The organism is Curtobacterium sp. UNCCL17, from assembly GCF_000686685.1.
Lineage (GTDB): Bacteria > Actinomycetota > Actinomycetes > Actinomycetales > Microbacteriaceae > Curtobacterium > Curtobacterium flaccumfaciens.
The window spans coordinates 675,442-700,063 of sequence record NZ_KK366002.1; the positions used below are offsets into that span (position 1 = coordinate 675,442).

A 24,622-nucleotide genomic window follows, 5' to 3' on the forward strand; every position below is an offset into this window, starting at 1 on the left:
CTGCGGTGAGTGAGCCTGCATCTCACCGGAGCTCTTCTCCTCGTTCCGTTTCGGTTCCTGGCAGGCTCGGGCCCCGGTCCCTTCCAGGAGGACTGATGTCGAACACCGCACCCGCCCCCGAGTCCGTCGCCACCTCGGCCCGTGTCGCCACCAAGCGCACGATCCTGATGTGCAAGCCGGACTTCTACACCGTGAGCTACCGGATCAACCCGTGGATGCACCCGGAGGAGCCGACCGACACGTCGAAGGCCGTCGAGCAGTGGGAGTCGCTCGTCGCCGTCTACGAGGAGCTCGGCTTCGACATCTCGTACATCGACCCGATCGACGGCCTGCCGGACATGGTCTACGCGGCCAACGGCGGGTTCGTCCTCGACGGCATCGCGTACGGCGCGAAGTTCCAGTACCCCGAGCGCCAGCCCGAGGGCCCCGCGTACATGGACTGGTTCGGCCAGGCCGGTCTGACCGTCGCCGAGCCGGAGCAGACCAACGAGGGCGAGGGTGACTTCCTGCTCATCGGGGACACCATCTTCGCCGGCACCGGCTTCCGGTCGGACAGCACCTCGCACGACGAGCTCGCGAAGATCTACGGCCGCGAGGTCGTCACCCTCAAGCTCATCAACCCGAGCTTCTACCACCTCGACACCGCGATCGCCGTGCTCGACCCCGAGCCCTCCGTCGACGGGACGAGCAACATCGCGTACCTGGAGAGCGCCTTCGACGAGCCGTCGCTGGCGATCCTGCGCGAGCGCTTCCCCGACGCGATCATCGCCACCGAGGAAGACGCCGCGATCCTCGGTTTGAACTCGTACTCCGACGGGTACAACGTCGTGATCGCCGCCCGGGCTGTCCGGTTCGCCGAGCAGCTGCGGGAGAAGGGCTACAACCCGATCGGCGTCGACCTGTCCGAGCTGCTGCTCGGCGGCGGCGGCGTGAAGTGCTGCACCCTCGATCTGCACCCGGTCGGCACCGGCACCTCGGTCGCGCGTTCGCTCGGGGTCAGCTGATGTCGGCGGCAGCGTCGCTCGGGGTCAACACCGCGGCGGCGCTCGCCGTCGAGGACCGCGCCCTCGCGCACAACTACAGCCCGCTGCCCGTCGTCATCGCGTCGGGTGCCGGAGCGACCGTCACCGACGTCGACGGCAAGCAGTACCTGGACGGGCTCGCCGCGTACTCGGCGGTGAACTTCGGCCACGGCAACCCGCGGCTGCTCGACGCCGCACGGGCGCAGCTCGACCGCGTGACGCTCACGAGCCGCGCGTTCGTCAACGACCAGCTCGGGCCGTTCGCCGCAGCACTGGCGGCGTTGACGGAGACCGAGATGGTCCTGCCGATGAACACCGGTGCCGAGGCCGTCGAGTCCGCGATCAAGGTGTCCCGCGCCTGGGGCTACCGCGTCAAGGGCGTGCCGGCCGAGCGGGCGACGATCATCGTCGCGTCCGGGAACTTCCACGGCCGCACCACGACGATCATCTCGTTCTCGGACGACCCCTCGGCCCACGATGACTTCGGGCCGTTCACGCCGGGCTTCCGCACGGTGCCGTACGGCGACGCTGCGGCGCTGCGCGAGGCGATGGACGAGACCGTCGTCGCCGTGTTGCTCGAGCCGATCCAGGGCGAGGGCGGCGTGGTCATCCCGCCGGAGTCGTACCTCCCTGACGTCCGCGCGGTCTGCGACGAGTTCGGCGCGCTGTTCATCGCCGACGAGATCCAGTCCGGCCTCGGTCGCACCGGACACACGCTCGCGGTGCAGCGCGTCGGGGTCCGCCCCGACCTCATCACGCTCGGCAAGGCCCTCGGCGGCGGCATCGTGCCGGTGTCGGCGGTCGTCGGTTCGGCAGCGGTCCTCGGCGTCCTGCGCCCCGGCGAGCACGGGTCCACCTTCGGCGGCAACCCGCTCGCCGCGGCCGTCGGCGCCGAGGTCGTGGCGATGCTCGGAGAGGGCACCTTCCAGCAGCGGGCCCTCGACGGCGAACCGCTGTTGCGCGGCCTGCTCGACGACCTGCTCGGCAAGGGTGTCGTCTCGCACCGCGTGGCCGGACTGTGGGCGGGGATCGACATCGACCCCGCGCTCGGCACCGGCAAGGCGATCTCGAAGGACCTCGCCGACCGCGGGCTCCTGGTGAAGGACACCCACGGGTCGACGATCCGCTTCGCGCCGCCCCTGGTCGTCACCGACGACGAGGTGCGCTTCGCGATCGGAACCCTGTCCGACGTCCTGACGGCGCGCGCCTGACCTGATCCGCAAAACACCGGTGTTCGCGCGTTGAACCCCCGCATCCCGCGGTGTGGAGCGCGAACACCGGTGTCTTGCGTGCGCCGACGCGCGTCAACCAGTGCGGCTCACACGGCCCAGCGCGCCGCCAGCTCGTCCATCAGGGCATCGAGCTGCTCGTCGACGACCTGCTCCTCGGGGTGCGCCTCGTACCAGGCGATGACCTCGCGCACACCCTGCCGGTAGGTCGTGCGCGGCCGGTACCACGGCACGAGCGACCGGACCTTGCTGTTGTCGAACACCGAGCTGTTCGCCTTGTCGCCGAGCAGCGCCGCGCCCCACTCGGGGTCGACGGCGTTGATCGCGTCCGCCGGCACGTGCACGATCCGCAGGTCCTCGACTCCGGCCGCCGCCGCGATCTCGTGCGCGATGGCGTTCCACGTCGGCGCCTCGTCGCTCGTGATCGTGAAGGGCTCACCGATCGCCTCGGCCCGGTCGAGCAGCCCCGTGAACCCGACCGCGAAGTCGCGACTGTGCGTCAGGGTCCACAGCGAGGTGCCGTCGCCGGTGATGATGACCGGCTTGCCGGCACGCATCCGAGCGACCGCGGTCCAGCCACCGGTCAGCGGCAGCTTCGTCTCGTCGTAGGTGTGCGACGGCCGCACGATCGTCACCGGGAAGTCCTGCTCCCGGTACGCCTGCATCAGCAGCTCCTCGCACGCGATCTTGTCGCGCGAGTACTGCCAGTACGGGTTCTTGAGCGGTGTCGACTCCGTGATCGGCAGGTGCGTCGCCGGCGTCTGGTACGCCGAGGCCGAGCTGATGAACACGTACTGCCGCGTCCGCCCGGCGAAGAAGTCGACGTCGGCCTGCACCTGGTCCGGCGTGAAGGCGATCCAGTTCACGACCACGTCGAAGCGCTGGTCGCCGAGTGCGTCCGCCAGTGCGCTGCGGTCCGACACGTCGGCCTGGAGGCGCGTCACACCCTCCGGCATCGGCCTGCCCCCGGTGGTCCCCCGGTTGAGCACGGTGACGTCGAACCCCTGCTCGACGGCTTCCCGGACGCAGGCGGCGCTGATGACGCCGCTCCCGCCGATGAACAACACGCTCGCTCCGGTCATGGATGCTCCCTCGCTTCCGGCGGCACCGCTCCGTGCCGCAACCCTTTCGATCCTGCACCTACCCGTCGGGGCGGGCACGGAGCACGGCTTCGATCGACGTGGTGCCCTCAGCCCAGGATGCCGCGTGTGGACTGATCCAGCTGAGCAGTTCGAGTGCGAAGTCGTGGTCCCGCTGCAGGTTCCGCGCGTGGATGGGTTCGTGGTGCGCGGCGCGGTTCCGCACGAAGTGCAGCTGCTGGAGCCGTCGCGCCACCTCGCTCCGTCGGATCCGCAGGTTGTCCTGCCCGTGCGGAAAGGCTCGATGCAGGCCAGGAACCCAGAGCGACGTGTGGTAACGCGATTCCACGAGGTACCGCCAGAACCCGAAGCTGAGTTCCGCGATGACCCGTCCGTGCACTTCGGGACGACGACCTTCTCGACTCGCCCGTGCCCGTGCCTTGGCGAGGTCGGCACGCCCGCGGCTGTCGAGTGGTGCCATGTCGAACCAGGGTGGCCCGGCGCGGCTCGATGCCCACGCGCAGAGTTCACGGTCGAGCGCATTGCGAGCGAACACCTCGACGACGCCGGTGAGCTCCATGACCGCCGCCGCGGCTCGCATGTTCCACTCGTAGAGCCGCAGTGCTTCAGTCGACGACCCGGTCCGCCCTGCGTACGAACGGAGCCGTTCGGCTGTGATGAGCCGCTCGAGCTCGTCTTCCTGCATCCCGCCTCGCCTGCTACCGTTGTTCACGAAGACCCCGGAACGATCCCTGGCTCAGGCCACATCGCCGGGGTTTCGTCTTTCCCGATCGTCTCTGAAACATCAGCGTACAGGTGTGCACTCGCAGGCCGAGTGCTCCTGGGGGCGACGCGACTACCGTCACGGTTCGGGTCGCACCGACGCGCCCACGACAGGAGTGACACGCACATGGAGTACCGCTACCTCGGCAACTCGGGCCTCAAGGTCTCCGAGATCACCTACGGCAACTGGCTCACCCACGCATCCCAGGTCGAGAACGACGCGGCGATCGCCTGCGTCAAGGCCGCCCTCGAGGTCGGCATCTCGACGTTCGACACCGCCGACGTCTACGCCAACACCGGCGCGGAGACGGTCCTCGGCGAAGCGCTCAAGGGGGAGCGGCGCCAGTCCCTCGAGATCGCCACGAAGGTGTTCGGGCCGACCGGTCCGAAGGGCCACAACGACACCGGGCTGTCCCGCAAGCACATCCTCGGGTCGATCGACGGCTCGCTGCAGCGGCTGCAGACGGACTACGTCGACCTGTACCAGGCACACCGCTACGACCACGAGACCCCGCTCGAAGAGACGATGCAGGCCTTCGCGGACATCGTGCGCCAGGGCAAGGTCCTGTACGTCGGCGTCAGCGAGTGGACCGCGGACCAGCTGCGTGCGGGTGCTGCGCTCGCGAAGGACCTCGGCTTCCAGCTCATCTCGAACCAGCCGCAGTACTCGGCGCTGTGGCGGGTCATCGAGGACGAGGTCGTCCCCACCTCGAAGGAACTCGGCATCTCGCAGATCGTCTGGTCCCCGATCGCCCAGGGGGTGCTCACCGGCAAGTACAAGCCGGGTCAGCCGCTACCCGAGGGGTCCCGCGCGACCGACGACAAGGGCGGCGCGGACATGATCAAGCGGTTCATGCGCGACGAGGTGCTGTCCTCGGTGCAGGAGCTGCAGCCGGTCGCCGACGAGCTCAACCTGTCGATGGCGCAGCTCGCCGTCGCGTGGGTCCTGCAGAACGACAACGTCGCGAGCGCGATCATCGGGGCCTCGCGTCCGGAGCAGGTGCACGACAACGCAGGCGCTGCCGGCGTCACGATCCCCGCGGAGCTCATGTCGCGGATCGACGATGCCCTGGGCACCGTGGTCGAGCGCGACCCCGCGAAGACGAACGACAGCAGCCCGAAGGCGCGCGAGGCCTAGCCGCCGAAGCCGACGTGCGGAGGCGACCCGCGCCTCCAGGCCGTCGGCGAACCGGCGCGATCGCGAGCCGCACAAACGGAGTCACCCCGAACTGCGCTGCTGCGTGGTTCGGGGTGACTCTGGTTGTACGCGGCGAGCGACGTCACACCGCTCAGACAACGGAAAAGGCCCCCTGCCGAAGCAGGGGGCCTTCACCGGTGGCTGGACACGGCATCGATCCGTGGACCTTTCGATTTTCAGTCGAACGCTCTACCAACTGAGCTATCCAGCCGTGGCGACCCTGACGGGACTTGAACCCGCGACCTCCGCCGTGACAGGGCGGCACGCTAACCAGCTGCGCTACAGGGCCATATTGAATTGCTGTGGTGTTGTTCAGTACTACTTGCTCGCTCACTCAAGGAGTGACCCCAACGGGATTCGAACCCGTGCTGCCGCCGTGAAAGGGCGGTGTCCTAGGCCACTAAACGATAGGGCCGCAAGCAGTGCATCGCGCTACCGATGGACAAGCATACGGATGCCCCCCGGGTTTCACAAATCCGGCCCCACCAACCGTGCATCCCCGGCGTGTCGCGGCGTCAGCGCACGGGTCTCCGATGCTGTCGGTGCGAGCATCGTCGGCGGCCGCACCCCTCGTCCGAGGGGCTGTCGAGCCTGCGACCCGTGTTGTTACTGTTGCACCTGTTAACAGTGTTACGTGCGTGAGCCTTGCCGCGCTGTTACGAAATCGAGATACATGTCGACCTCCACTCCCTTCTCCCTCCGCACCCGCAGCCGCCTGATCGCCGCCGCGGTCGCCGTCGCGCTCACGGCCGGCACGCTCGCGGCCCTTGCCCCGACGTCGTCCGCCAGCGCTGCGAGCTACCCCAGCTGGGACGAGGTGCAGCAGGCGAAGTCGTCGACCAGCGCCCAGCAGGCCAAGGTCAGCGAGATCAAGTCGCTCATCTCGTCGCTGAAGAGCGAGGCGGCTGCCAAGCAGAAGACAGCCCAGGCCGCGGGCGAGGCGTACCAGGCCGCGCAGAGCAAGTACGACGAGGCGACGCTCAAGCAGAAGTCGCTGCAGTCCCAGGCCGACGAGGCCGAGCAGACCGCCGCGCGGTCCGAAGCGCAGGCCGGTCAGCTCGCCGCGCAGCTCGGTCGGGCCAGCGCCAACGACGTGACGACCGACATCCTCACGCACCCCTCGGACTCCGGTGACCTGCTCTACGAGCTCGGTGCCATGTCGAAGCTCAGCGAGCAGGCCGACGGGATCTACTCGCAGGCCTCGCAGGACCGCGGCACCGCCCAGGCCCAGGCCGACAAGGCGGACACTGCAAAAGCAGCCCTGGGCGACCTCGCCGACGCCGCACAGGCGAAGATGCAGCAGGCCCAGGGCGCCGCCGACGCCGCACAGACCGCGGTGGACGCCCAGAACGACAACGAGTCCCGGCTCGAGGCGCAGCTGACCGCCCTCACCACCAAGCAGCAGGGCGTCGAGGCGGACTACCGCAAGGGCGTCGCCGCGGAGAAGAAGCGGCAGGCACAGATCGCGGCCGCTGCGGCCAGGGCAGCCGCGAAGGCCGCAGCCACGAGCCAGGGCGGCACGGGCGGCGGCACCGCGAACGCGTCCGGCTGGGTCCGACCCGCCGGCGGGTACCAGACCAGTCCCTACGGCTACCGCGTCGACCCCTACACGCACGTCAGCGCCCTGCACGCCGGCGTCGACCTGGCCCCGGCCTGCTACGCCCCGATCTACGCGGCACACGACGGCACCGTCACCTTCGCCGGCAACGGTGGCGGGTACGGCAACGAGGTCATCCTGGACAACGGCGGCGGCATCTCCACCGCGTACGGCCACGTCGTCGACGGCGGGATCATGGTCACCGCCGGCCAGCACGTCACCGCGGGACAGCAGATCGCCAAGATCGGCTCGACCGGCTGGTCGACCGGGTGCCACCTCCACTTCGAGACCCGGGTCAACGGCGCTGCCGTCGACCCGGTCCCCTTCATGGCAGCGCGGGGGATCTCGGTATGAGCATCAGCGCCACCGGAACGAGTCCTTCCACGTCATGACCACCTCCGCTCGCTCGTTCTCCTGCGGGATCGCGACCATCGCCGTGCTCGGCATCGGCCTGTCGGTCGTCATCGCCGGACCGGCCCAGGCCGCGCCCTCGGGTCCGTCCTGGGACGACGTCAAGGCCGCCAAGTCCGACGCGGCCGACGCCCAGCAGACGGTCGACGAGCTGAGCGACCGGCTCGGCACGCTGCAGGACGCCGCCGACCAGGCCGGTGTCGCCGAACAGCAGGCCGGACAGGCGTACGCCCTGGCGGCGTCGCAGCAGCAGGAGGCCGAGGACACCCTCGCCGACCTGTCCGCGCAGTCGAAGCGTGCGAAGGACCGGGCGGACGACTCGGCCGGCCAGGTCGCCGGGCTCGTGGTCGAGCTGTCCCGCACGGGCGGCGGTGACCTGTCGACGACGATGCTCATGGACTCGTCGGACTCGAAGGACCTGCTCTACCGCGTCGGCACGATGTCGCACCTGTCCGAGCGCTCCGCGACCGTCCTGGCCGAGGCACGCGCCGACCAGAAGACCGTCGAGTCCCTGGCGGCCCAGCAGTCCGCCGCCGAGAAGGCACTGAGCAAGGCGACCGAGGCGACGAAGACCACCTTCGCGACGGCCAACGACGTGGCCGCAGGCGCCCAGGCGCGGGTGCAGAAGGAACAGGACCAGCAGGCCGAGGTCCTGCGCCAGCTCGCGTACCTGAAGGGCACGAGCGTCGCGACGGAGACCGCGTACTGGAGCGCGCAGCAGGCGAAGGCCGCCGCGGCCGCCATCGCCAAGCAGACGGGCGACGCCGGTACCGGGAACGCCACCGGCGGGGGCACGAGCGGCAGCGACACCGGCAACACGGGCGGCACCGGCAGCACCGGTGGCGGGACCTCCACTCCGGCCGTCCCGAGCACGCCGTCCAAGTCGAGCACCCCGTCGAACCCCGGCACGCCCGCGAAGCCGAGCACCCCGAGCAAGCCGAGCACTCCCAGCACGCCGAGCAAGCCGGCACCCGCTCCTGCTCCCGCCCCGGCCCCTGCTCCGGCACCCGCCCCCGCACCGGCCCCGAGCAGTCCCTCGAAGGCCGCCGGCGCGATCTCCTACGCCCGAGGGCAGCTCGGCGAGGCGTACGTCCTCGGCGGCGCCGGCCCGACCACCTGGGACTGCTCCGGCCTCGTGATGATGGCCTACAGCTCGCAGGGCATCGCGACCGGTGGACACAACGTCGTCTGGCAGTACAACTACTTCAAGTCGATCGGTCGCCTCGTCCCGCTGTCCCAGCGCCAGCCCGGCGACATCCTGTTCTACTCGTCGAACGGCACCGCCTCGGGGGCGTACCACGACTCGATCGTGACGAGCTACGGCACCATGGTCGAGGCCGCGCGCCCCGGCGTCGGCGTCGTCGAGCGCGCCATCTGGCTGCCGAACCAGCTCATGCCGTACGTCGCCCGCCCGAGCGGTTCCCTGTAGCCCGCTCCCGGTCTGCCCGTTCTTTCCCAGAGCGGCTGCAGTAACGAGCGAGATCGGGCGTACCTGCACGGATCAACGCACCAGGTACGCCCGTTTCCACCAGGTGCGCCCCCCGCCCATGCCTCGTTCGCCCGGCAGCAGCCCACCACGCACACAGAACGGCGCCCGCCCTCCGGAAGGAGAGCGGGCGCCGTTCGTCGTCAGGGGATCGTCAGTGCGAGCCGGGCACGTACGCGGCCTGACCGGCCTGCACGATGCGCTCGGCTTCGGCGGCGTCGCCCCAGCCCTCGGCCTTGACCCACTTGTTCGGCTCGAGGTCCTTGTAGCGCTCGAAGAAGTGCGCGATCTCGGCCTTCGTCTGCTCCGGCACGTCCGAGATGTCCTGGATGTGTGCCCAGCGCGGGTCCTTGGCAGGGACGACGAGGACCTTCTCGTCGTTGCCGGCCTCGTCGCTCATCTTGAAGACGCCGACGGGGCGGACCTTGACGCCGACGCCGGGGAACGTCGGGAACTCGAGCAGCAGCAGCGCGTCCACGGGGTCACCGTCGTCGGCCAGGGTCTTCTCGAAGAACCCGTAGTCGGTGGGGTAGACGAACGAGGTGAACAGCACGCGGTCGAGGTAGACGCGACCGGTCTCGTGGTCCACCTCGTACTTGTTGCGGCTGCCCTTGGGGATCTCGACGACGACGTCGTACGCGGCCATGTTGCGCTCCTGTGTCTGCTTCGGGGACTGTCGTGTGTTGCGAAAGCGCGGCTAACGTTACCGGGTGAACTCTCCGCGTCCCCGGCTCGACCCCGCCGTCGCCGAGACCCGCCTGGCGGTCCGTGACCTGCTCGCCGCAGCCGTCGACGACGGTGTGGTCGCCGCAGGCGACCTGGTCCTCGTCGCACTGAGCGGCGGACCGGACTCCCTCGCCCTGGCGGCAGCCACCGCGTTCGAAGCGGGCAAGCAGGGTCTGCGGGCCGGGGCAGTGGTCGTCGACCACGCGCTCCAGGCGGGCTCCGAGGCGGTCGCGAGCCGCGCCTCCCGGCAGGCATCCGAGCTGGGACTCGACCCGGTGACGGTCCGCAGGGTCACGGTCGGCTCCGACGGTGGCCCGGAAGGCGCCGCCCGGGAGGCCCGCCACGCGTCGATCGCCGAGGTCGCGGCCGCCACCGGGTCACCCCTGGTGCTGCTGGGCCACACCCTGGACGACCAGGCCGAGACGGTGCTGCTCGGCCTGCTGCGCGGCAGCGGGCCGGACAGCCTGTCCGGCATGCAGCCGCTCGCCCGACGCGACGGTGGCCCGGCGTACGGCCGGCCGCTCCTGTCGGTCCGGCGCCACGCGACACGGCAGGCGTGTGCCGCGGCGGGGCTGGCGCCGTGGCACGACCCGCAGAACGACGACCCCGCGTACGCACGGGTGCGGGTGCGGAACACCCTGCTGCCGGTGCTCGAACGGGAGCTCGGTGCCGGGGTGCCCGAGGCCCTGGCCCGCACGGCCGACCAGCTGCGCGAGGACTCCGCGGCCCTCGACCACTTCGCCGAGGAGATCGCCGAGGACATCGCCGAGCACTCCGAGGCCGGCATCTCGCTGTCGGTGCGGGCGCTCGGGGCGAACCCGCCGGCGCTCCGGCAGCGACTCGTGCGCCTGGCGGTGGAGAGCGAGTTCGGGGTGACGCTGTCGCGCGTGCAGACGCTCGAGGTCTGCCGGCTGGTCACGGACTGGAGCGGACAGGGCCCGATCGACCTGCCAGGCGTCCGTGCCACGCGGACCGGCGACCGCATCGAGTTCAGCGCCGGTTAGGCTGGCGTGGTGGAACTCTCCGACGTCCAGGCAGACCTGTCCGAAGTGCTCTTCACCCCCGAGCAGATCGACGAGAAGCTCGCCGAGCTCGCGGCGGTCGTCGACGCCGACTACGCGGGCCGCGACCCGCTGCTCGTCGGGGTGCTCAAGGGTGCCGTCATGGTGATGGCGGACTTCTCGCGCCACCTCAAGATGCAGGCGCGGATGGACTGGATGGCGGTGTCGTCGTACGGCTCCGGCACGAAGTCGTCCGGTGTGGTGCGGATCCTCAAGGACCTCGACACCGACCTGCACGGGCGCGACGTCCTGATCGTCGAGGACATCATCGACTCCGGTCTGACCCTGTCGTGGCTCAAGCAGAACCTGCAGTCCCGCGGTGCCGCGAGCGTCGAGATCGTCGCCCTGCTGCGCAAGCCCGAGGCCGCCAAGGTCGAGGTCGACGTGAAGTACGTGGGCTTCGACATCCCCGACGCCTTCGTGGTCGGGTACGGCCTGGACTACGACGAGCGCTACCGCAACCTGCGCGGTGTCGGCGTCCTCGCTCCGCACGTCTACTCCTGACGGGCGGCCCGCCGCGCTCGGGTCGCACTCGGCCGACTCTGGCCCGGGGGTGAGTTCGCCCGCAGAGGACACCCATTCTCGCCACAGAATCGCGGCCGTATGCTGACCTGCACGCAACTTCGGCAGAGAAAGGTGTCGGGCACTCGCGCCCGGATCACATGAACTTCAAGCGCATCTTCCGCGGCCCGTACCTCTACGTGCTGATCGCGCTGGCGGGCATCTTCATCGGCTGGAGCGTCATCAGCCAGGGCAGCACGCAAGAGATCGACACCCAGAAGGGTCTCGAGCAGCTCTCCGATGACAAGGTCTCGTCCGCGACCATCAACTCCACCGAGCAGCGGGTCGACCTCGTCCTGAAGGACGGCGACAAGCAGGAGCAGTTCTACTACTCCACGCCCCGCGGCGAAGAAGTGGTGCAGGCGGTCAACGACGCCAACCTGCCCGACGGCTACAACGACCGTGTCGCCCAGGGCAACTGGTTCCTGTCGCTGCTCGGCATCCTGCTGCCGTTCCTGATCATCGGTGCCCTGTTCTGGTTCCTGCTCTCGAGCGCCCAGGGCGGCGGCTCGAAGGTCATGCAGTTCGGCAAGTCGAAGGCCAAGATCAACAACAAGGAGAACCCGCAGGTGTCGTTCGCCGACGTCGCGGGTGCCGACGAGGCGATCGAGGAACTGCACGAGATCAAGGAGTTCCTCAAGGAGCCCGCGAAGTTCCAGGCCGTCGGGGCGAAGATCCCGAAGGGCGTGCTGCTCTACGGCCCTCCCGGAACCGGCAAGACCCTGCTCGCCCGCGCCGTCGCGGGTGAAGCCGGCGTGCCGTTCTACTCGATCTCCGGTTCGGACTTCGTCGAGATGTTCGTCGGTGTCGGTGCGAGCCGTGTCCGCGACCTCTTCGAGCAGGCGAAGGCGAACTCGCCGGCCATCGTCTTCATCGACGAGATCGACGCCGTGGGTCGTCACCGTGGTGCCGGTATCGGCGGTGGCAACGACGAGCGCGAGCAGACGCTGAACCAGCTCCTGGTCGAGATGGACGGCTTCGACGGCAAGACGAACGTCATCCTCATCGCCGCGACGAACCGTCCCGACGTGCTCGACCCCGCGCTCCTGCGCCCCGGCCGCTTCGACCGCCAGATCGGCGTCGACGCTCCGGGTCTCGCCGGCCGCAAGCAGATCCTCGAGGTGCACGCGAAGGGCAAGCCGCTCGCCGCGAGCGTCGACCTCGAGCTGCTCGCCCGCAAGACGCCGGGCTTCACCGGTGCCGACCTGGCGAACGTCCTGAACGAGGCGGCCCTGCTGACCGCCCGCTCGAACGCGCAGCTCATCGACAACCGTGCCCTCGACGAGGCCGTCGACCGCGTGATGGCCGGCCCGCAGCGCCGGACCCGGATCATGTCCGACCAGGAACGCCTGATCACCGCGTACCACGAGGGTGGCCACGCCCTGGCGGCAGCGGCGATGCGGCACACCGACCCGGTCACGAAGATCACGATCCTGCCCCGCGGCCGTGCTCTCGGCTACACGATGGTGCTCCCGCTCGAGGACAAGTACTCGGTCACCCGCAACGAGCTCCTCGACCAGCTCACCTACGCCATGGGTGGTCGCGTCGCCGAGGAGATCGTGTTCCACGACCCGACCACGGGCGCCTCGAACGACATCGAGAAGGCCACCGGCACCGCCCGCAAGATGGTCACCGAGTACGGCATGAGCCAGGCCGTCGGGTCCGTCAAGCTCGGGTCCGGCTCGAGCGAGCCGTTCGTCGGCCGTGACATGAGCGGTGGCACCGGTCGCGACTACTCGGAGACCATCGCCCAGACGGTCGACGCCGAGACCCGCGCCCTGCTCGAGGCCGCGCACGACGAGGCCTACCAGGTGCTGAACGACAACCGCGACATCCTCGACCGCCTGGCCGGCGAGCTCCTCGAGAAGGAGACGCTCGACGCCCCGGAGCTCGTGGAGATCTTCAAGGACGTCCGCAAGCTGCCGGAGCGCCCCCAGTGGCTCTCCAGCGACAAGCGCCCGGTCAGCAACCTGCCCGCGATCGACGTGCCCGGCAAGGCCGCCTCGACCGCAGCGGACCCGTCGGACTCCGAGTCGACCTCGAAGACCCGTCGTCGCCCGTTCGGCAACCCGGGTATCGCCCCCGCGTAGGCCGGCATGACCGAGCTGCCGACGCGACGAGAGCGTCGACTCGCCGAGGTGAGTCGTGCTCGCGCCGCCGCCGCCGAACCGGCGACGGTCGCGATCGACCTCCGTGCACCCCAGCCGGTGCCGGAGGTCGTGACCGGCCGTCGCCGTGACCGCGGTGGCCCGGCCGAGGAACGCACCCGGGTGCTCGGCATCCTCAACGTCACCCCCGACTCGTTCAGCGACGGCGGGCTGCACCAGGCCTACGACGCCGCCGTGCAGCACGCACGTGACCTCGTCGCCGCCGGTGCGGACGTCATCGACGTCGGTGGGGAGTCCACCCGCCCCGGTTCCGAGCGCGTGCCCGTGCCGGTCGAGCAGGAGCGTGTGCTGCCGGTCGTGCAGCAGCTCGTCGCCGAGGGCATCCCGGTCAGCGTCGACACCATGAACGCCGCGACGGCCGAACGTGCCGTCGACCTCGGTGCCGCGATCGTCAACGACGTCTCGGGCGGGCTCGCTGACCCGGACATGGCCCGGGTCGTGGCGTCGACGGGGGTCGGCTTCGTCGTCATGCACTGGCGCGGCCACAGCGACCGGATGTACCGCAACGCCGAGTACACCCACGCGGTCGAAGAGGTCCGGCGCGAGGTCGAACTCCGGGTCGCCGAACTCATCGTGCTCGGCGTCCGGCAGGAGCAGGTCGTGATCGACCCGGGCCTCGGCTTCGCCAAGCACGGCGTGCAGAACTGGGAGATCCTGGCCGGCTACGAGCGCTTCGCCTCGATCGGTCTGCCGGTGCTCGTCGCCGCCTCACGCAAGCGGTTCCTCGACGGTGTCGGGAGCCCCGAGGGCGCTCCACCCAGGGAGCGCGACCTCGCCACCGCCGCCATCAGCCTGCTCGCCGCCGAACGCGGCGCGTGGGGTGTGCGCGTGCACGACCCGGCACCGACCCGTGCCGTGCTCGACGTCTGGGACGCCTGGAGGGCAGCTCGATCGTGAACGACACCATCCGACTCACCGGGGTCCGCGCCCGCGGACACCACGGCGTCTTCGACCACGAGCGCGAGGACGGCCAGGACTTCGTCGTCGACGTCGCCGTGGAGCTCGACGCCCGTGCCGCCTCGGGCAGCGACGACCTCGACGCCACCGTGCACTACGGCGTCCTCGCCGAGCAGGTCGTGGCCGAGATCGAACGCGACCCGGTCGACCTGATCGAGACGCTGGCCGAACGCATCGCCGCGGCCGTGCTCACCCACCGTGCCGCCTTGGCGACGGAGGTCACGGTGCACAAGCCGCAGGCCCCGATCACCGTGCCGTTCACCGACGTCTCGATCACCATCCGGCGCACCCGCGGCGCCACGGTGCCGGACGAGGAAGAAGAATGACCCACCGGGTCGTCGTCGCCCTCGGAGCGAACCTCGGCGACCGGGGGAGCACGCTCCGCGCCGCCGCCACCGCGATCGCCGCCCTGCCCGGGGTCGAGCCCGTGGCCTCGAGCCGCGAGGTCGAGTCGGTCGCCGTGACCCTCGACGGCCTCGACACGTCGAAGCCCCGCTACCGGAACGCCGTCGTGGTCGTCGACACAGACCTCGAGCCACAGGCCTTCCTCGACGCCCTGCACGGCATCGAGGACGCCCACGGCCGCACGCGCGAGGTCCGGTGGGGCGACCGCACCCTGGACCTCGACGTCGTCGCGGTGGACGACCTGCGGATCGCCACGGACACCCTGGTGGTGCCGCACCCCCGGGCAGCGGAGCGCGCGTTCGTGCTCGCCCCGTGGCTCGACGCCGACCCCGAGGCCGTCCTGCCCGGTGCCGGACCGGTGGCCGACCTGCTCACCGCCGTGGGGGACGACACCGAGCGCGTCGACGAGCCGCGCCTGTTCGCGGAACCGGCACGGGCCTCCCGGCCGGCGGGGAGCGCGACCAGCGCATGAAGCCCACCCGTGCCTCCACGCTGATCAGCATCGCCGTCGTGACGGTGGTCGCCGGTTTCGCGGTCGACGCCGTCCTGGCGTCGCGCCAGCTGCCGACCTTCCTGTTCTCGATCCCGCTCGGCATCACGCTCGCCTTCATCGGCGTCGCCGTCGTGCTCATGGCGCGACCGGTGCGCCGGCACGCGCGCGACGGCGCCGGACGCCAGCGGCCGGTCGACCCGCTCTACGCGACGCGGGTCGTCGTGCTCGCGAAGGCGTCCAGCATCTGCGGCACGCTGCTCGGCGGGTTCGCCCTCGGCCTCGTGCTGTACCTGCTGACCCGTTCCGCGACGCCTTCGCTAGGCTCGACCCTGCCGAACGTGATCGCCGTCGGGGGCGGGATCGTCCTGACGGTCTGCGCACTCGTGGCGGAGCGCATGTGCATCGCACCTCCGGGTGACGACGACGACCGTGACGATCCCCGCAACGGTTCGACGACGGTGAACTGACCGAGCAACCCCAGGAGGCCCGCGATGCCGCGTGAACGACTCGACGAGCCCGGCCTCGGCCTCGGTGGGATCGCCTGGCAGCGGGTGTCCGCGAAGCTCGTGTGGACCGAACTCATCACCACGCTCGTGATCGGTGTCGTGCTCACCGCCGGATGCGTGCTCATCGGGATCGTCACCGACGGCTTCGGATCCGGGGCCGGCACCGTGTGGCTCACCATCGGCATCGTCGTCGCGGTCACCACGGCGATCACCGCCGCGCTGACGCCCCGACGGGTCCGGGCCATCGGCTACGCGCTCCGCGACGACGACCTGGTCGTGCGCCGTGGCCTCATGTGGCAGCGGTTCACGGCGGTCCCGTACGGCCGGATGCAGCTCGTCGACGTCGCCCGGGGCCCGCTCGACCGGGTGCTCGGCATGAGCGAGCTGAAGTTCGTCACCGCCGCGGCCGCGACGAACGTCCGGATCCCGGGTGTCCCGGCAGCGGACGCCGACGAGCTGCGCGACCGCCTCGTCGAGCTCGCCGAGTCCCGTCGCGCCGGACTGTAGGGGTCGTCCGTGACCTTCCGACCGGGCACCCCGCCACCCGCTCCACCCGCGCCGCCCACCCGGGGCAACGCGGCCGCCGCGGCACCCCTGACCGACGGCGAGTGGCACCGCCTGCACCCGCTCACCCCGCTGCTCAAGGGCGGGATCTTCCTCATCGTCATCCTCGGTTACGTGCTCAACAGCCTGCGTGACCAGCTCGTCGAGTTCTTCATCCCGGGCGAGCAGCAGGAGGACGGTGACCCGGTCCGGTACGTGTACGAGCACGGCGTCGTCGGCTGGGTCCTGCTCGGCATCGTGGTGCTGCTCGTGGTGCTGATCGGGTTGTTCTACCTGTCCTGGCGCATGCACGAGTTCCGCGTCACCGGCGAGATCGTCGAGGTGCGCTCGGGCGTGCTGTTCCGGAACCACCGCAAGGCCCGGCTCGACCGGATCCAGGGCATCAACATCCAGCGGCCGCTCGTGCCCCGGGTGTTCGGCACCGCCAAGCTCGAGATCGCGCAGGCCGGCAACGACGCCAACGTGCAGCTCGCCTACCTCGGGGCCCGCGCCGCCGACGACCTGCGGCAGCGGATCCTGGTGCTCGCGTCCGGCGCGAAGGACGACGACGGCCACGGTGGCCCGTCGCGGCAGTCGCACGGGGCGCTGCAGGACCGCGTCGACGAGAAGATGTTCTCGCCCGAGCTCGACCCGGCAGCCGTGCACGCGACCCGCATCGTCAAGGTGCGCCCCGGTCGGCTCATCGCGTCGATGCTGCTGTCCGGCACGACGCTGTTCCTGCTGCTCGTCATCGCCGGCATGATCGTCAGCGTCGCCCTCACCGGCGAGTTCGCGGTGCTGTTCGGGCTGTTCCCCGCCGTGCTCGGTGCCGGTGGCTACTACGTCCGCAAGTTCTCCCGTTCGTTGCAGTACACGATCGCCGAGACCCGCGACGGCATCCGGATCGGCTTCGGGCTGGTCTCGACGTCGAACGAGACGCTGCCGCCCGGCCGCATCCACGCCGTCAGCGTCGCCCAGCCGCTGCTGTGGCGTCCGTTCGGCTGGTGGGACATCCGCATCAACCGTGCGACGAGCGCCGGCAACGGAGCGTCGAGCAACCAGCAGGTGTCCTCGATCGTGCTGCCCGTGGGCACCACGGCGGACGTCCGCGAGGTCCTCGACATCATCCTGCCCGGGCTCGTCGGCACCGTCGTCGCCGGCCCCGAGGCGTCGCAGGAAGCCCTGCGCGAAGGGGCTGCCGAAGCCGTGGACGTCGTCGACGACAGCCTCACCACCTCGGGCGACCGTGGCGGCTTCGTGCACTCCCCACGACGCGGCGCCTGGCTCCGTCCGTTCGCGTTCCGGCGCAACGGCTACCGGTTCGTGCAGGGCGCGGTGCTGCTGCGGCTCGGTGCCGTGTGGCGGTCGCTCGTCATCGTGCCGCTGCCCCGGGTGCAGAGCGTCAAGGTCGAGCAGGGTCCCCTCGAGCGTGCCCTGCGGCTCGCAGCCGTCCACGTCCACACCGTGGCCGGTTCGGTCTCGGCCCGCGTCGGTGCGCTCGACGCGCGTGACGCGCAGCGCCTGTGGTCGGAGACGACGCAGCGTGCCGTCGAGGCGGCCGCGGTCGACACGACGCACCGCTGGCGCGAACGGGAGGCCCGTCCCGCGGCCGCCACGCACGCTGCGGCCGACACCGTGCCCGGGTCCGGAGCCCCTGCCGGACCGACGGCGGACCACCGGCCGGGCGCCGTCCCCGCCGGCTGGGGCGACGTCCCCCCGACCGGAGCCGCACGATGAGGGCCGGGCGCCTCGGGGTCGGCATCGTCGGCGCCGGACGGGTCGGACCCGTCCTCGGAGCGGCCCTGGCGAACGCGGAGCACGCCGTCGTCGGGGTGACCGCCGTGTCCGACGAGAGCCGTGACCGCGCCGAGGCCATGCTGCCGGGCGCCCCGGTGCTCGCGACGCCGGACCTGGTCGAGCGGAGCGAACTCGTGCTGCTCGCGGTGCCGGACGACCAGCTCGCCTCGCTCGTGCAGGGTCTGGCGGACGCCGGGATCTGGCAGCCGGGGCAGCTCGTCGTGCACACCAGCCCGGACCACGGCGTCGGCATCCTCGCCCCGGCGATGGCAGCCGGTGCGATCCCGTTGGCGATCCACCCCGCGATGGCCTTCACGGGCACGAGCGTCGACCTGTCCCGGCTGCGCGACGCGTACTGCGCGGTGACCGCCCCGGCGCCCGTCCTGCCGATCGCGCAGGCGCTCGTGGTCGAGATGGGCGCCGAACCGTTCGTCGTGGCCGAGGGTGACCGGCCCGCCTACGCCGATGCGGTGCGGGCCGCCGTGAGCTTCTCGACCGCGATCGTCGACCAGTCGGCGGGCACCCTGTCCGGCATCGGCGTCGAACACCCGGGTCGTGTCCTCGGTGCGCTCGTCCGCTCCGCCGTCGACAACGCGCTGACCGCCGCCGATGGGCAGTCGACGCTCTAGCGGTTCGGGGGCGGGACCGCGGCGCGGGGAGGACGTCGGGGCCGGGTGGAAGTCGGGGCCGGGCGCTCGAGTGGTCACGACTCCCCGCTCAGTTCCGCCGAGCGGTCACGACCTGTCGGTTGCGCGCGCTCGAGCCGACGGGTTGTGACCGGTGGGCGTGGTGCGGGCGGGGTGTTGTGACCGCGGTCTCGGCTCCTGTTTCGGCGAGCTCGGCGACTCCGGGTGGTCACGACTCCCCGCTCAGTTCGCCCGAGTGGTCACGACCTGTCGGTTGCGCGTGCTCGAACCGACAGATCGTGACCGGTGGGCGTGGTGCGGCCGGGGTGTTGTGACCGCGGTCTCGGCTCCGGCAGCCTGGCCGCCCGGCAGCCCGTGGTGGTCGGGACCCACCGCTCAGTTCTGCCGAGGAGGCGGGAACTGTCGGCCGGGCGGGCGCGGTTCGGGGGCGGGACCGCGGCGCGGGTAGCATTTCCCCCGACCCCCACGACCATCGGAGCCGCACCCGCATGACCGACGAGACCGTCACCCCCGACACCGCGATCGCCGACGCCGCCGCACTGGCCGAGCAGGAGACCAGCGAGCAGCGACAGGTCCGGCTCGACAAGCGGGCGAAGCTGCTGGAGTCGGGCATCGAGGCGTACCCCGCCGAGCTCCCCATCACCTCGACGATCCCGGCCGTGCGCGAGCAGTACGCGCACCTGGAGACCGGCGAGGAGACCCAGGACGTCGTGGGCATCGCGGGTCGTGTGGTGTTCTCGCGCAACACCGGCAAGCTCTGCTTCGCGTCCCTGCAGTCGGGCGACGGCTCGCGCGTCCAGGCGATGGTCTCCCTGGCCGAGGTGGGCGACGAGTCCCTCGCCCGCTGGAAGGAGTTCGTCGACCTGGGCGACCACGTGTTCGTGCACGGCCGGGTGATCTCCTCGCGCCGCGGCGAGCTGTCGATCATGGTCGACGACTGGGCGATCGCGGCGAAGGCGATCCTGCCGCTGCCGAACCTGCACAACGAGCTCAACGAGGAGACGCGGGTCCGCCAGCGCTACCTCGACCTCATCGTCCGCGACGAGGCCCGCGCCACCGTGCGTGCTCGCGCTGCCGTGATGGCCTCGCTCCGTCAGACCTTCACCGCGCACGAGTACCTCGAGGTCGAGACCCCGATGCTCCAGACCCAGCACGGCGGCGCCTCGGCCCGACCGTTCGTGACGCACTCGAACGCCTTCGACACCGAGCTGTTCCTGCGCATCGCACCCGAGCTGTTCCTGAAGCGCGCTGTCGTCGGTGGCATCGACCGGGTGTTCGAGATCAACCGGAACTTCCGGAACGAGGGCGCCGACTCGTCGCACTCGCCCGAGTTCGCGATGGTCGAGGCGTACCAGGCGTACGGCAACTACGAGCAGATGGCCGACCTGACGCAGGAGCTCGTGCAGAACGCGACCCGCGCGGTCACCGGTGGAGCGCTCGAGGTCACCCTGCCCGACGGCAGCACCTACGACCTGGGTGGCGAGTGGCCGCGCATCGACATGTACGGCTCGCTGTCCGAGGCCGCGGGGCGCGAGATCACCCCGGAGACCCCGCTGTCCGAGCTGCAGGCGCTCGCCGAGGCCGAGGGCGTCGAGGTCGCCCACGCCACGCACGGCAAGTACGTCGAGGAGCTCTGGGAGCACTTCGTCATCGACTCGCTCGACCGCCCGACCTTCGTGATGAACTTCCCGGTCGACACCTCGCCGCTCACCCGGCAGCACCGAACCCGTCCGGGCGTCGTCGAGAAGTGGGACCTGTACGTCCGCGGCTTCGAGCTCGGCACGGCGTACTCCGAGCTCGTCGACCCGGTCGTGCAGCGGGAGCGGTTCGTCGAGCAGGCGAAGCTCGCGGCCGGCGGTGACCTCGAGGCGATGCGCGTCGACGAGGACTTCCTGCGGGCCCTGGAGCACGCGATGCCCCCGTCGGGCGGCATGGGCATGGGGATCGACCGCCTGCTCATGGCCATCACGGGCCTGGGCATCCGCGAGACGATCCTGTTCCCGCTGGTCAAATAGCTCCCGGTCCACCGGGGTACGATGCTCGGGTGCCTGAAGGAGTCGTAAGCGGGATCGTCTTCGCCCTGACGCCGACCATCGTCGTCGGCCTGATCTTCTGGTTCGTGATGCGCGCGATCATGCGTGCCGACCGGACCGAGCGTGCCGCGTACGCCAAGGTCGAGGCCGAAGAGCGCGCCCGCTTCGAACGTGAGCACGGTCGTTCCGCGCCGGCTCCGACGTCAGCCGAGTAGCCGCAGCACCCTGCACCCCGCGCGCTGACCGGCGCGCACGTCCTTTCGCTGACTTCACCCGGCGTTCACCGCGCGGTGTGACGCTGTCGCGCATGCCGACCTTTCCGGAACCCGTCGAGGACCTCGACGACCTCGACGTGGAGGACGCCTTCGGGCACCCGGTGTCCGGTACGTCCGGCCTGCCCGACGGTGCCGATCGAACCGACCGCGGAGCCGACGGCGCACCCCTCGACGACGAGGGCGACGTCGACGACCTCGACGTCTGAGCGCCGACGGACCGTCACGCACCGTTCACCTCGCCGACGCGTGCCGGGGTGAGCATCGTCCGCATGGCAACCACCGCACATCCCTTCACGGGCCGCAGCCTCGTCGGTGACATCGAGAGCGAGTACGACGAGTTCGACCGAGACGCAGACCTCGAGGTCTCCAAGCGCCGGGACGGGTGGCTCGAACCCTCCTGGTGACCCCCACCCATTCGGTATTCGGGGTACGACGACCAGATCGCACTGATCCGGTCGGACGTACCCCTTTTGCATGTCCGGAGTACGCAGTCGCCTGGGGTACACGATCGGAAGCGCTGGTGAAACACGCCTGCAACGCCGGAAACACGGCGTTATCCGCTTGATCCAGGGCCGATTGGGGGACCAGACTGGCGGTGGGCTGTACCCCGCGGGGGACGCTTTCGATGACGAAGCACGGAGAACCCTGAGAATCGCTCCGAACGATTTGTGGGGTACACCTCCGGGCCGCTTTACTCATCAGCACCCCCCGGCAACGCCCCACGAAGCCATCACCGTCGAACGCAGGGAGAAACACCATGACGATCGCAACGGCTGCACCCAGCACCACCCGCCGCACCGCCACCAAGAAGGCATCGGCATCGAAGACCGCGACCGCCGAGTCCGCCACCACCTCCCTCGACACCGAGGTCGAGGCCGACGAGCAGCTCGCCGGTGTCCGCGGTGCCTCGGTCGACCAGGTCGGCGACTACCTCCGTCACATCGGCCGTCTCTCGCTCCTCACCGCCGAGGAAGAAGCGCAGATCGCACGCCGCATCGAGGTCGGGCTCTTCGCCGAAGAGAAGCTCGCCACCGAGAAGGGTCTCGCGAAGACCCTGCAGCGTGAACTCCGCTGGCTCGTCCGTGACGGTGAGCGCGCCAAGGAGCGCATGATCACCTCGAACCTCCGCCTCGTCGTGAGCATCGCCAAGCGGTACTCGCAGCGCGGCCTGCCCTTCATGGACGTCATCCAGGAAGGCAACCTCGGCCTGGTCCGTGCGGTCGAGAAGTTCGACTTCACGCAGGGCTACAAGTTCTCGACCTACGCCACCTGGTGGATCCGCCAGGCCATCTCGCGTGGTCTCGCCGACAAGGCACGCACGATCCGCATCCCGGTGCACACCGTCGAGCTCATCAACAAGATCTCGCGCACCGAGCGTGACCTGACCGTCGACCTCGGCCGTGCGCCGATGCCGGAGGAGGTCGCCGCCGAGCTGAGCATGAGCGTCGAGGAACTCGTCGACCTCAAGGGCCGCTCGCACGAGCCGGTCTCGATCCACACCGTGGTCGGCGACTCCGACGACAGCGAGCTCGGTGACTTCATCGAGGACGAGGACGCCGCGAGCCCGAACGAGCTCACCGAGACGACGCTGCTGCACCGCGACATCCGCTCCATCGTCGCCGAGCTGCCCAGCGACGAGGCGAACGTCATCCGCATGCGCTACGGCCTGGACGACGACAAGCCGATGACCCTCGACGAGATCTCGAAGATCGTGCACACGACCCGCCAGGCCGTCAGCCGGGTGGAGTCGCGCGCCAAGCTGCGTCTGTTCGCCAAGGCGGTCTCGCAGGACATGCAGCTGTACCTGACCGACTAGGTCAGTGGACTTCGGCCGGCGCGTTCACCCGTGCCGGCGCGGGGAAACCGGTTCGTTCTGTGGGAAGACGATCCGGTGGGGTGATGGGACGGCCCGCTCGAGCACTGCTCGAGCGGGCCATTCACGTTCCCGGGGCCAGGACCGGGGCTAGGCCCGGTGCAGGGCCGGCACCGACGCGGCGTCAGTCGTCGATCTCGCGCCGGAGCTTCTGCCGCAGGTCGCTCGGGATGAGCTCGACCAGCTGGTCGGGCCGCACCGGCAGATCGAGCAGGCTGAGCTTCACGCGCCCGGTCCGCCCGTGCCGCTCGGCGTCCAGGCGCACCACGCTGCCGGCGTCCTTGCGGAGCCGCATGTCGATCTGCGCCCCGGTGGCCACCTCGCCGACCACGAGCCCGTCGACCTCGAGCGCTGCGCTCCTGGTGCCCTCGGCGATGTCGAACCGGTAGCGCTCCCGCGCGGCGAGCACCACGGAGCGGTCGATCCCGGCCATCGGTGCGACCGGCGTCACCACGGAGCCGGACAGCGCGGGGGAGAGCACCGGCCCACCGGCGGCGTAGTTGTACGCGGTGGAGCCGGCCGGGGTCGCGGCCACGATGGCGTCGGCCCGGTAGTACCCGTAACCGAGGCCCCCGACGCTGAGGTCGGCCGACACCTGCCCGGCACCGGGCCGCCGCACGATGGTCAGGTCGTTGAACGCCAGGTAGTCGGTGCGGGCGCCGCCCCAGGACAACCGGGCCTCGAGCGCGTGGTGCGGCTCGAGCTGGTACTCGCCGGCGGACAGCCGTTCCAGTGCGCTCTCGAGCTCGGGCGGCTCGATCTCGACCAGGAACCCGACGTTGCCGTAGTTCACGCCGAGGACGGGCACCGGGCGCTTCGCCACGAGCCGCATCGCGCCGAGCATGGTGCCGTCGCCGCCGAGGGCCACGACCAGGTCGACGCGGTCGGTGAAGTCGTCGTCGTCGACCACGTCGACCCCGCCGCCGATGCGCTGGGCGTCCGCGCGCCGGGCGAGCAGCTCTCCCTGGCCGGACGCGTTCCAGCGCTGCAGGGTCGTCACGGACTCCTGCACGTTCTTGGTCGGGTGGACGACGAGGCCGACGACGGGCTGCTCCATGAGCGGATCGTACCGAGCCGACCTCCGATGCGGGCTGGTCGTTCGCGTAGGTATGCGATATTCTGAATACATGCAGACCGCTCAACTCTCCGTCGCCCTCCCTTCCGTCCGGCACGGCCGCGAGATCGTGCTGCTCGCCGACCTCGAATCCCACGAGTCCGGCTTCGGCTTCGTCGACGCCGAACACCTGCTGCTGGCAGCCGTCACGCTCTGCGCCGGCATGCCCCGCTTCCGGCCCGTCCTCGACGCCCACCGGATCACCCCCGACGCCGTCCGCTCCGGCATCCGCGCCTTCGTCGGCGCACACAGCACCTGCCCCGGCGAACACGACCGCGTCGCGTGCACGCCGGCTGCGATGCGCGTGCTCGCCCGTGCCGCGACGATCGCCGGCCGTTCGGAGCGCATCCGACCGCCGCACGTCGTCCTCGCCGTGCTCGACTCGGTCGACGATCCGCTCGCCGGATCCGGGCACGACGTCCTCGACGCCCTGGGCGTCGACGCGCGCCGCTTCCGACGCGACCTGCGTCGCGCGGTGCGGCGCTCCTGACCCAGCGCGACCGACAAACGGACTGGAGGCCCGTGGCGATCCCGCCACGGCCCTCCAGTCCGTCTCGTCGTTCGCTCACTGCGCACAAGACGCACCCTGGTCACGCCCACGGCGAACAGGGGCAGCCCCCGGGGGGAGCGCTGGTTACTCTCGAAGTACTTGGCCGGA

The 24,622-nt window shown here is 70.5% G+C and carries 25 protein-coding genes and 3 tRNA genes; 21 read left to right on the plus strand and 7 right to left on the minus strand.

The annotated features are described in order from the left end of the window. The first annotated feature begins 95 nt into the window (after positions 1-95). Together ddaH and rocD are read left to right on the plus strand one after the other, a co-directional pair. Entirely contained in the window at positions 96-1,004 is a 909-nt protein-coding gene (gene ddaH, locus BR70_RS21580; RefSeq protein WP_035809340.1) for a dimethylargininase, read from the plus strand. After that, positions 1,004-2,233: an ornithine--oxo-acid transaminase gene (gene rocD / locus BR70_RS0117125; RefSeq protein WP_027467050.1), complete on the plus strand. Its 1,230-nt coding sequence runs from the start codon at positions 1,004-1,006 to the stop codon at positions 2,231-2,233. The genes ddaH and rocD overlap by 1 nt, the downstream gene beginning before the upstream one ends. Positions 2,234-2,340: 107 nt before the next feature. Here the strand turns inward: rocD and BR70_RS0117130 are convergent, their stop codons facing one another. Beyond that, a complete protein-coding gene (locus BR70_RS0117130; RefSeq protein WP_027467051.1) occupies positions 2,341-3,333 on the minus strand; it encodes an SDR family oxidoreductase in 993 nt (330 codons plus the stop codon). Between the two features lie 58 nt (positions 3,334-3,391). After that, positions 3,392-4,036 (minus strand): hypothetical protein, encoded by a 645-nt coding sequence (locus tag BR70_RS0117135; RefSeq protein WP_027467052.1) that lies wholly within the window; start codon positions 4,034-4,036, stop codon positions 3,392-3,394. 204 nt (positions 4,037-4,240) lie between these two features. On the opposite strand from BR70_RS0117135, the gene BR70_RS0117140 reads away from it, so the two are divergent. Further along, entirely contained in the window at positions 4,241-5,251 is a 1,011-nt protein-coding gene (locus BR70_RS0117140) for an aldo/keto reductase family protein (protein ID WP_027467053.1), read from the plus strand. A gap of 198 nt (positions 5,252-5,449) precedes the next feature. Here the strand turns inward: BR70_RS0117140 and BR70_RS0117145 are convergent. From BR70_RS0117145 to BR70_RS0117155, 3 genes are all read right to left on the minus strand, one after another. Continuing rightward, positions 5,450-5,522: transfer RNA gene (locus BR70_RS0117145), tRNA-Phe, on the minus strand. A 1-nt stretch (position 5,523) separates the two neighbouring features. Then, positions 5,524-5,600, minus strand: a tRNA-Asp gene (locus tag BR70_RS0117150). Positions 5,601-5,653: 53 nt separating this feature from the next. Continuing rightward, positions 5,654-5,726: transfer RNA gene (locus tag BR70_RS0117155), tRNA-Glu, on the minus strand. A 258-nt stretch (positions 5,727-5,984) separates the two neighbouring features. On the opposite strand from BR70_RS0117155, the gene BR70_RS21585 reads away from it, so the two are divergent. Next, the gene (locus BR70_RS21585; RefSeq protein ID WP_035809342.1) at positions 5,985-7,262 is read left to right on the plus strand and encodes a M23 family metallopeptidase; all 1,278 of its coding nucleotides are present in this window, start codon (positions 5,985-5,987) and stop codon (positions 7,260-7,262) included. A gap of 34 nt (positions 7,263-7,296) precedes the next feature. After that, positions 7,297-8,748 carry a C40 family peptidase gene (locus tag BR70_RS0117165; protein ID WP_027467054.1) on the plus strand — a complete coding sequence of 484 codons (1,452 nt, stop codon included), beginning with the start codon at positions 7,297-7,299 and terminating at the stop codon, positions 8,746-8,748. Between the two features lie 211 nt (positions 8,749-8,959). Here BR70_RS0117165 and BR70_RS0117170 read toward each other — a convergent pair whose 3' ends face one another. Then, positions 8,960-9,451: an inorganic diphosphatase gene (locus tag BR70_RS0117170; protein WP_027467055.1), complete on the minus strand. Its 492-nt coding sequence runs from the start codon at positions 9,449-9,451 to the stop codon at positions 8,960-8,962. Positions 9,452-9,515: 64 nt separating this feature from the next. Between BR70_RS0117170 and tilS the strand changes: the two genes are divergently transcribed. The 15 genes from tilS (at position 9,516) to BR70_RS21600 (ending at position 22,793) form a co-directional block, all read left to right on the plus strand. Then, on the plus strand, positions 9,516-10,535 hold the full coding sequence (gene tilS / locus BR70_RS0117175) for a tRNA lysidine(34) synthetase TilS (protein ID WP_027467056.1): 1,020 nt from the start codon (positions 9,516-9,518) through the stop codon (positions 10,533-10,535). A gap of 9 nt (positions 10,536-10,544) precedes the next feature. After that, a complete protein-coding gene (hpt, locus tag BR70_RS0117180; RefSeq protein WP_017887686.1) occupies positions 10,545-11,096 on the plus strand; it encodes a hypoxanthine phosphoribosyltransferase in 552 nt (183 codons plus the stop codon). 158 nt (positions 11,097-11,254) lie between these two features. Next, positions 11,255-13,243, plus strand: coding sequence for an ATP-dependent zinc metalloprotease FtsH (gene ftsH, locus BR70_RS0117185; protein WP_027467057.1), 1,989 nt, complete (start codon positions 11,255-11,257; stop codon positions 13,241-13,243). Positions 13,244-13,249: 6 nt separating this feature from the next. Next, positions 13,250-14,218, plus strand: coding sequence for a dihydropteroate synthase (gene folP, locus BR70_RS0117190; protein ID WP_173032459.1), 969 nt, complete (start codon positions 13,250-13,252; stop codon positions 14,216-14,218). Continuing rightward, positions 14,215-14,604: a dihydroneopterin aldolase gene (gene folB, locus BR70_RS0117195; protein WP_027467059.1), complete on the plus strand. Its 390-nt coding sequence runs from the start codon at positions 14,215-14,217 to the stop codon at positions 14,602-14,604. The genes folP and folB overlap by 4 nt, the downstream gene beginning before the upstream one ends. Next, positions 14,601-15,155 (plus strand): 2-amino-4-hydroxy-6-hydroxymethyldihydropteridine diphosphokinase, encoded by a 555-nt coding sequence (gene folK, locus BR70_RS21590; protein WP_035809345.1) that lies wholly within the window; start codon positions 14,601-14,603, stop codon positions 15,153-15,155. The genes folB and folK overlap by 4 nt, the downstream gene beginning before the upstream one ends. Then, positions 15,152-15,643: a DUF3180 domain-containing protein gene (locus BR70_RS0117205; protein ID WP_027467060.1), complete on the plus strand. Its 492-nt coding sequence runs from the start codon at positions 15,152-15,154 to the stop codon at positions 15,641-15,643. Before folK ends, BR70_RS0117205 begins: the two co-directional genes overlap by 4 nt. A gap of 24 nt (positions 15,644-15,667) precedes the next feature. Further along, the gene (locus tag BR70_RS0117210; protein WP_027467061.1) at positions 15,668-16,189 is read left to right on the plus strand and encodes a PH domain-containing protein; all 522 of its coding nucleotides are present in this window, start codon (positions 15,668-15,670) and stop codon (positions 16,187-16,189) included. A 9-nt stretch (positions 16,190-16,198) separates the two neighbouring features. Beyond that, entirely contained in the window at positions 16,199-17,962 is a 1,764-nt protein-coding gene (locus BR70_RS21595) for a PH domain-containing protein (RefSeq protein ID WP_051597058.1), read from the plus strand. Beyond that, positions 17,959-18,651 (plus strand): Rossmann-like and DUF2520 domain-containing protein, encoded by a 693-nt coding sequence (locus BR70_RS0117220; RefSeq protein WP_035809347.1) that lies wholly within the window; start codon positions 17,959-17,961, stop codon positions 18,649-18,651. The genes BR70_RS21595 and BR70_RS0117220 overlap by 4 nt, the downstream gene beginning before the upstream one ends. A gap of 506 nt (positions 18,652-19,157) precedes the next feature. Continuing rightward, positions 19,158-20,684 (plus strand): lysine--tRNA ligase, encoded by a 1,527-nt coding sequence (gene lysS / locus BR70_RS0117225; protein WP_027467063.1) that lies wholly within the window; start codon positions 19,158-19,160, stop codon positions 20,682-20,684. Between the two features lie 29 nt (positions 20,685-20,713). Further along, positions 20,714-20,917: a hypothetical protein gene (locus tag BR70_RS0117230; RefSeq protein WP_027467064.1), complete on the plus strand. Its 204-nt coding sequence runs from the start codon at positions 20,714-20,716 to the stop codon at positions 20,915-20,917. Positions 20,918-21,009: 92 nt separating this feature from the next. After that, entirely contained in the window at positions 21,010-21,183 is a 174-nt protein-coding gene (locus BR70_RS0117235) for a hypothetical protein (protein WP_155896920.1), read from the plus strand. 63 nt (positions 21,184-21,246) lie between these two features. Further along, positions 21,247-21,381 (plus strand): hypothetical protein, encoded by a 135-nt coding sequence (locus BR70_RS23890; RefSeq protein ID WP_258320880.1) that lies wholly within the window; start codon positions 21,247-21,249, stop codon positions 21,379-21,381. 353 nt (positions 21,382-21,734) lie between these two features. Then, on the plus strand, positions 21,735-22,793 hold the full coding sequence (locus BR70_RS21600) for a sigma-70 family RNA polymerase sigma factor (protein ID WP_035809350.1): 1,059 nt from the start codon (positions 21,735-21,737) through the stop codon (positions 22,791-22,793). A 181-nt stretch (positions 22,794-22,974) separates the two neighbouring features. On the opposite strand, the gene BR70_RS0117250 is transcribed toward BR70_RS21600, so the two are convergent. Next, positions 22,975-23,907: an NAD(+)/NADH kinase gene (locus tag BR70_RS0117250; RefSeq protein ID WP_027467066.1), complete on the minus strand. Its 933-nt coding sequence runs from the start codon at positions 23,905-23,907 to the stop codon at positions 22,975-22,977. Positions 23,908-23,977: 70 nt separating this feature from the next. Between BR70_RS0117250 and BR70_RS0117255 the strand changes: the two genes are divergently transcribed. After that, positions 23,978-24,454 (plus strand): Clp protease N-terminal domain-containing protein, encoded by a 477-nt coding sequence (locus tag BR70_RS0117255; RefSeq protein WP_027467067.1) that lies wholly within the window; start codon positions 23,978-23,980, stop codon positions 24,452-24,454. Positions 24,455-24,622 lie beyond the last annotated feature (168 nt).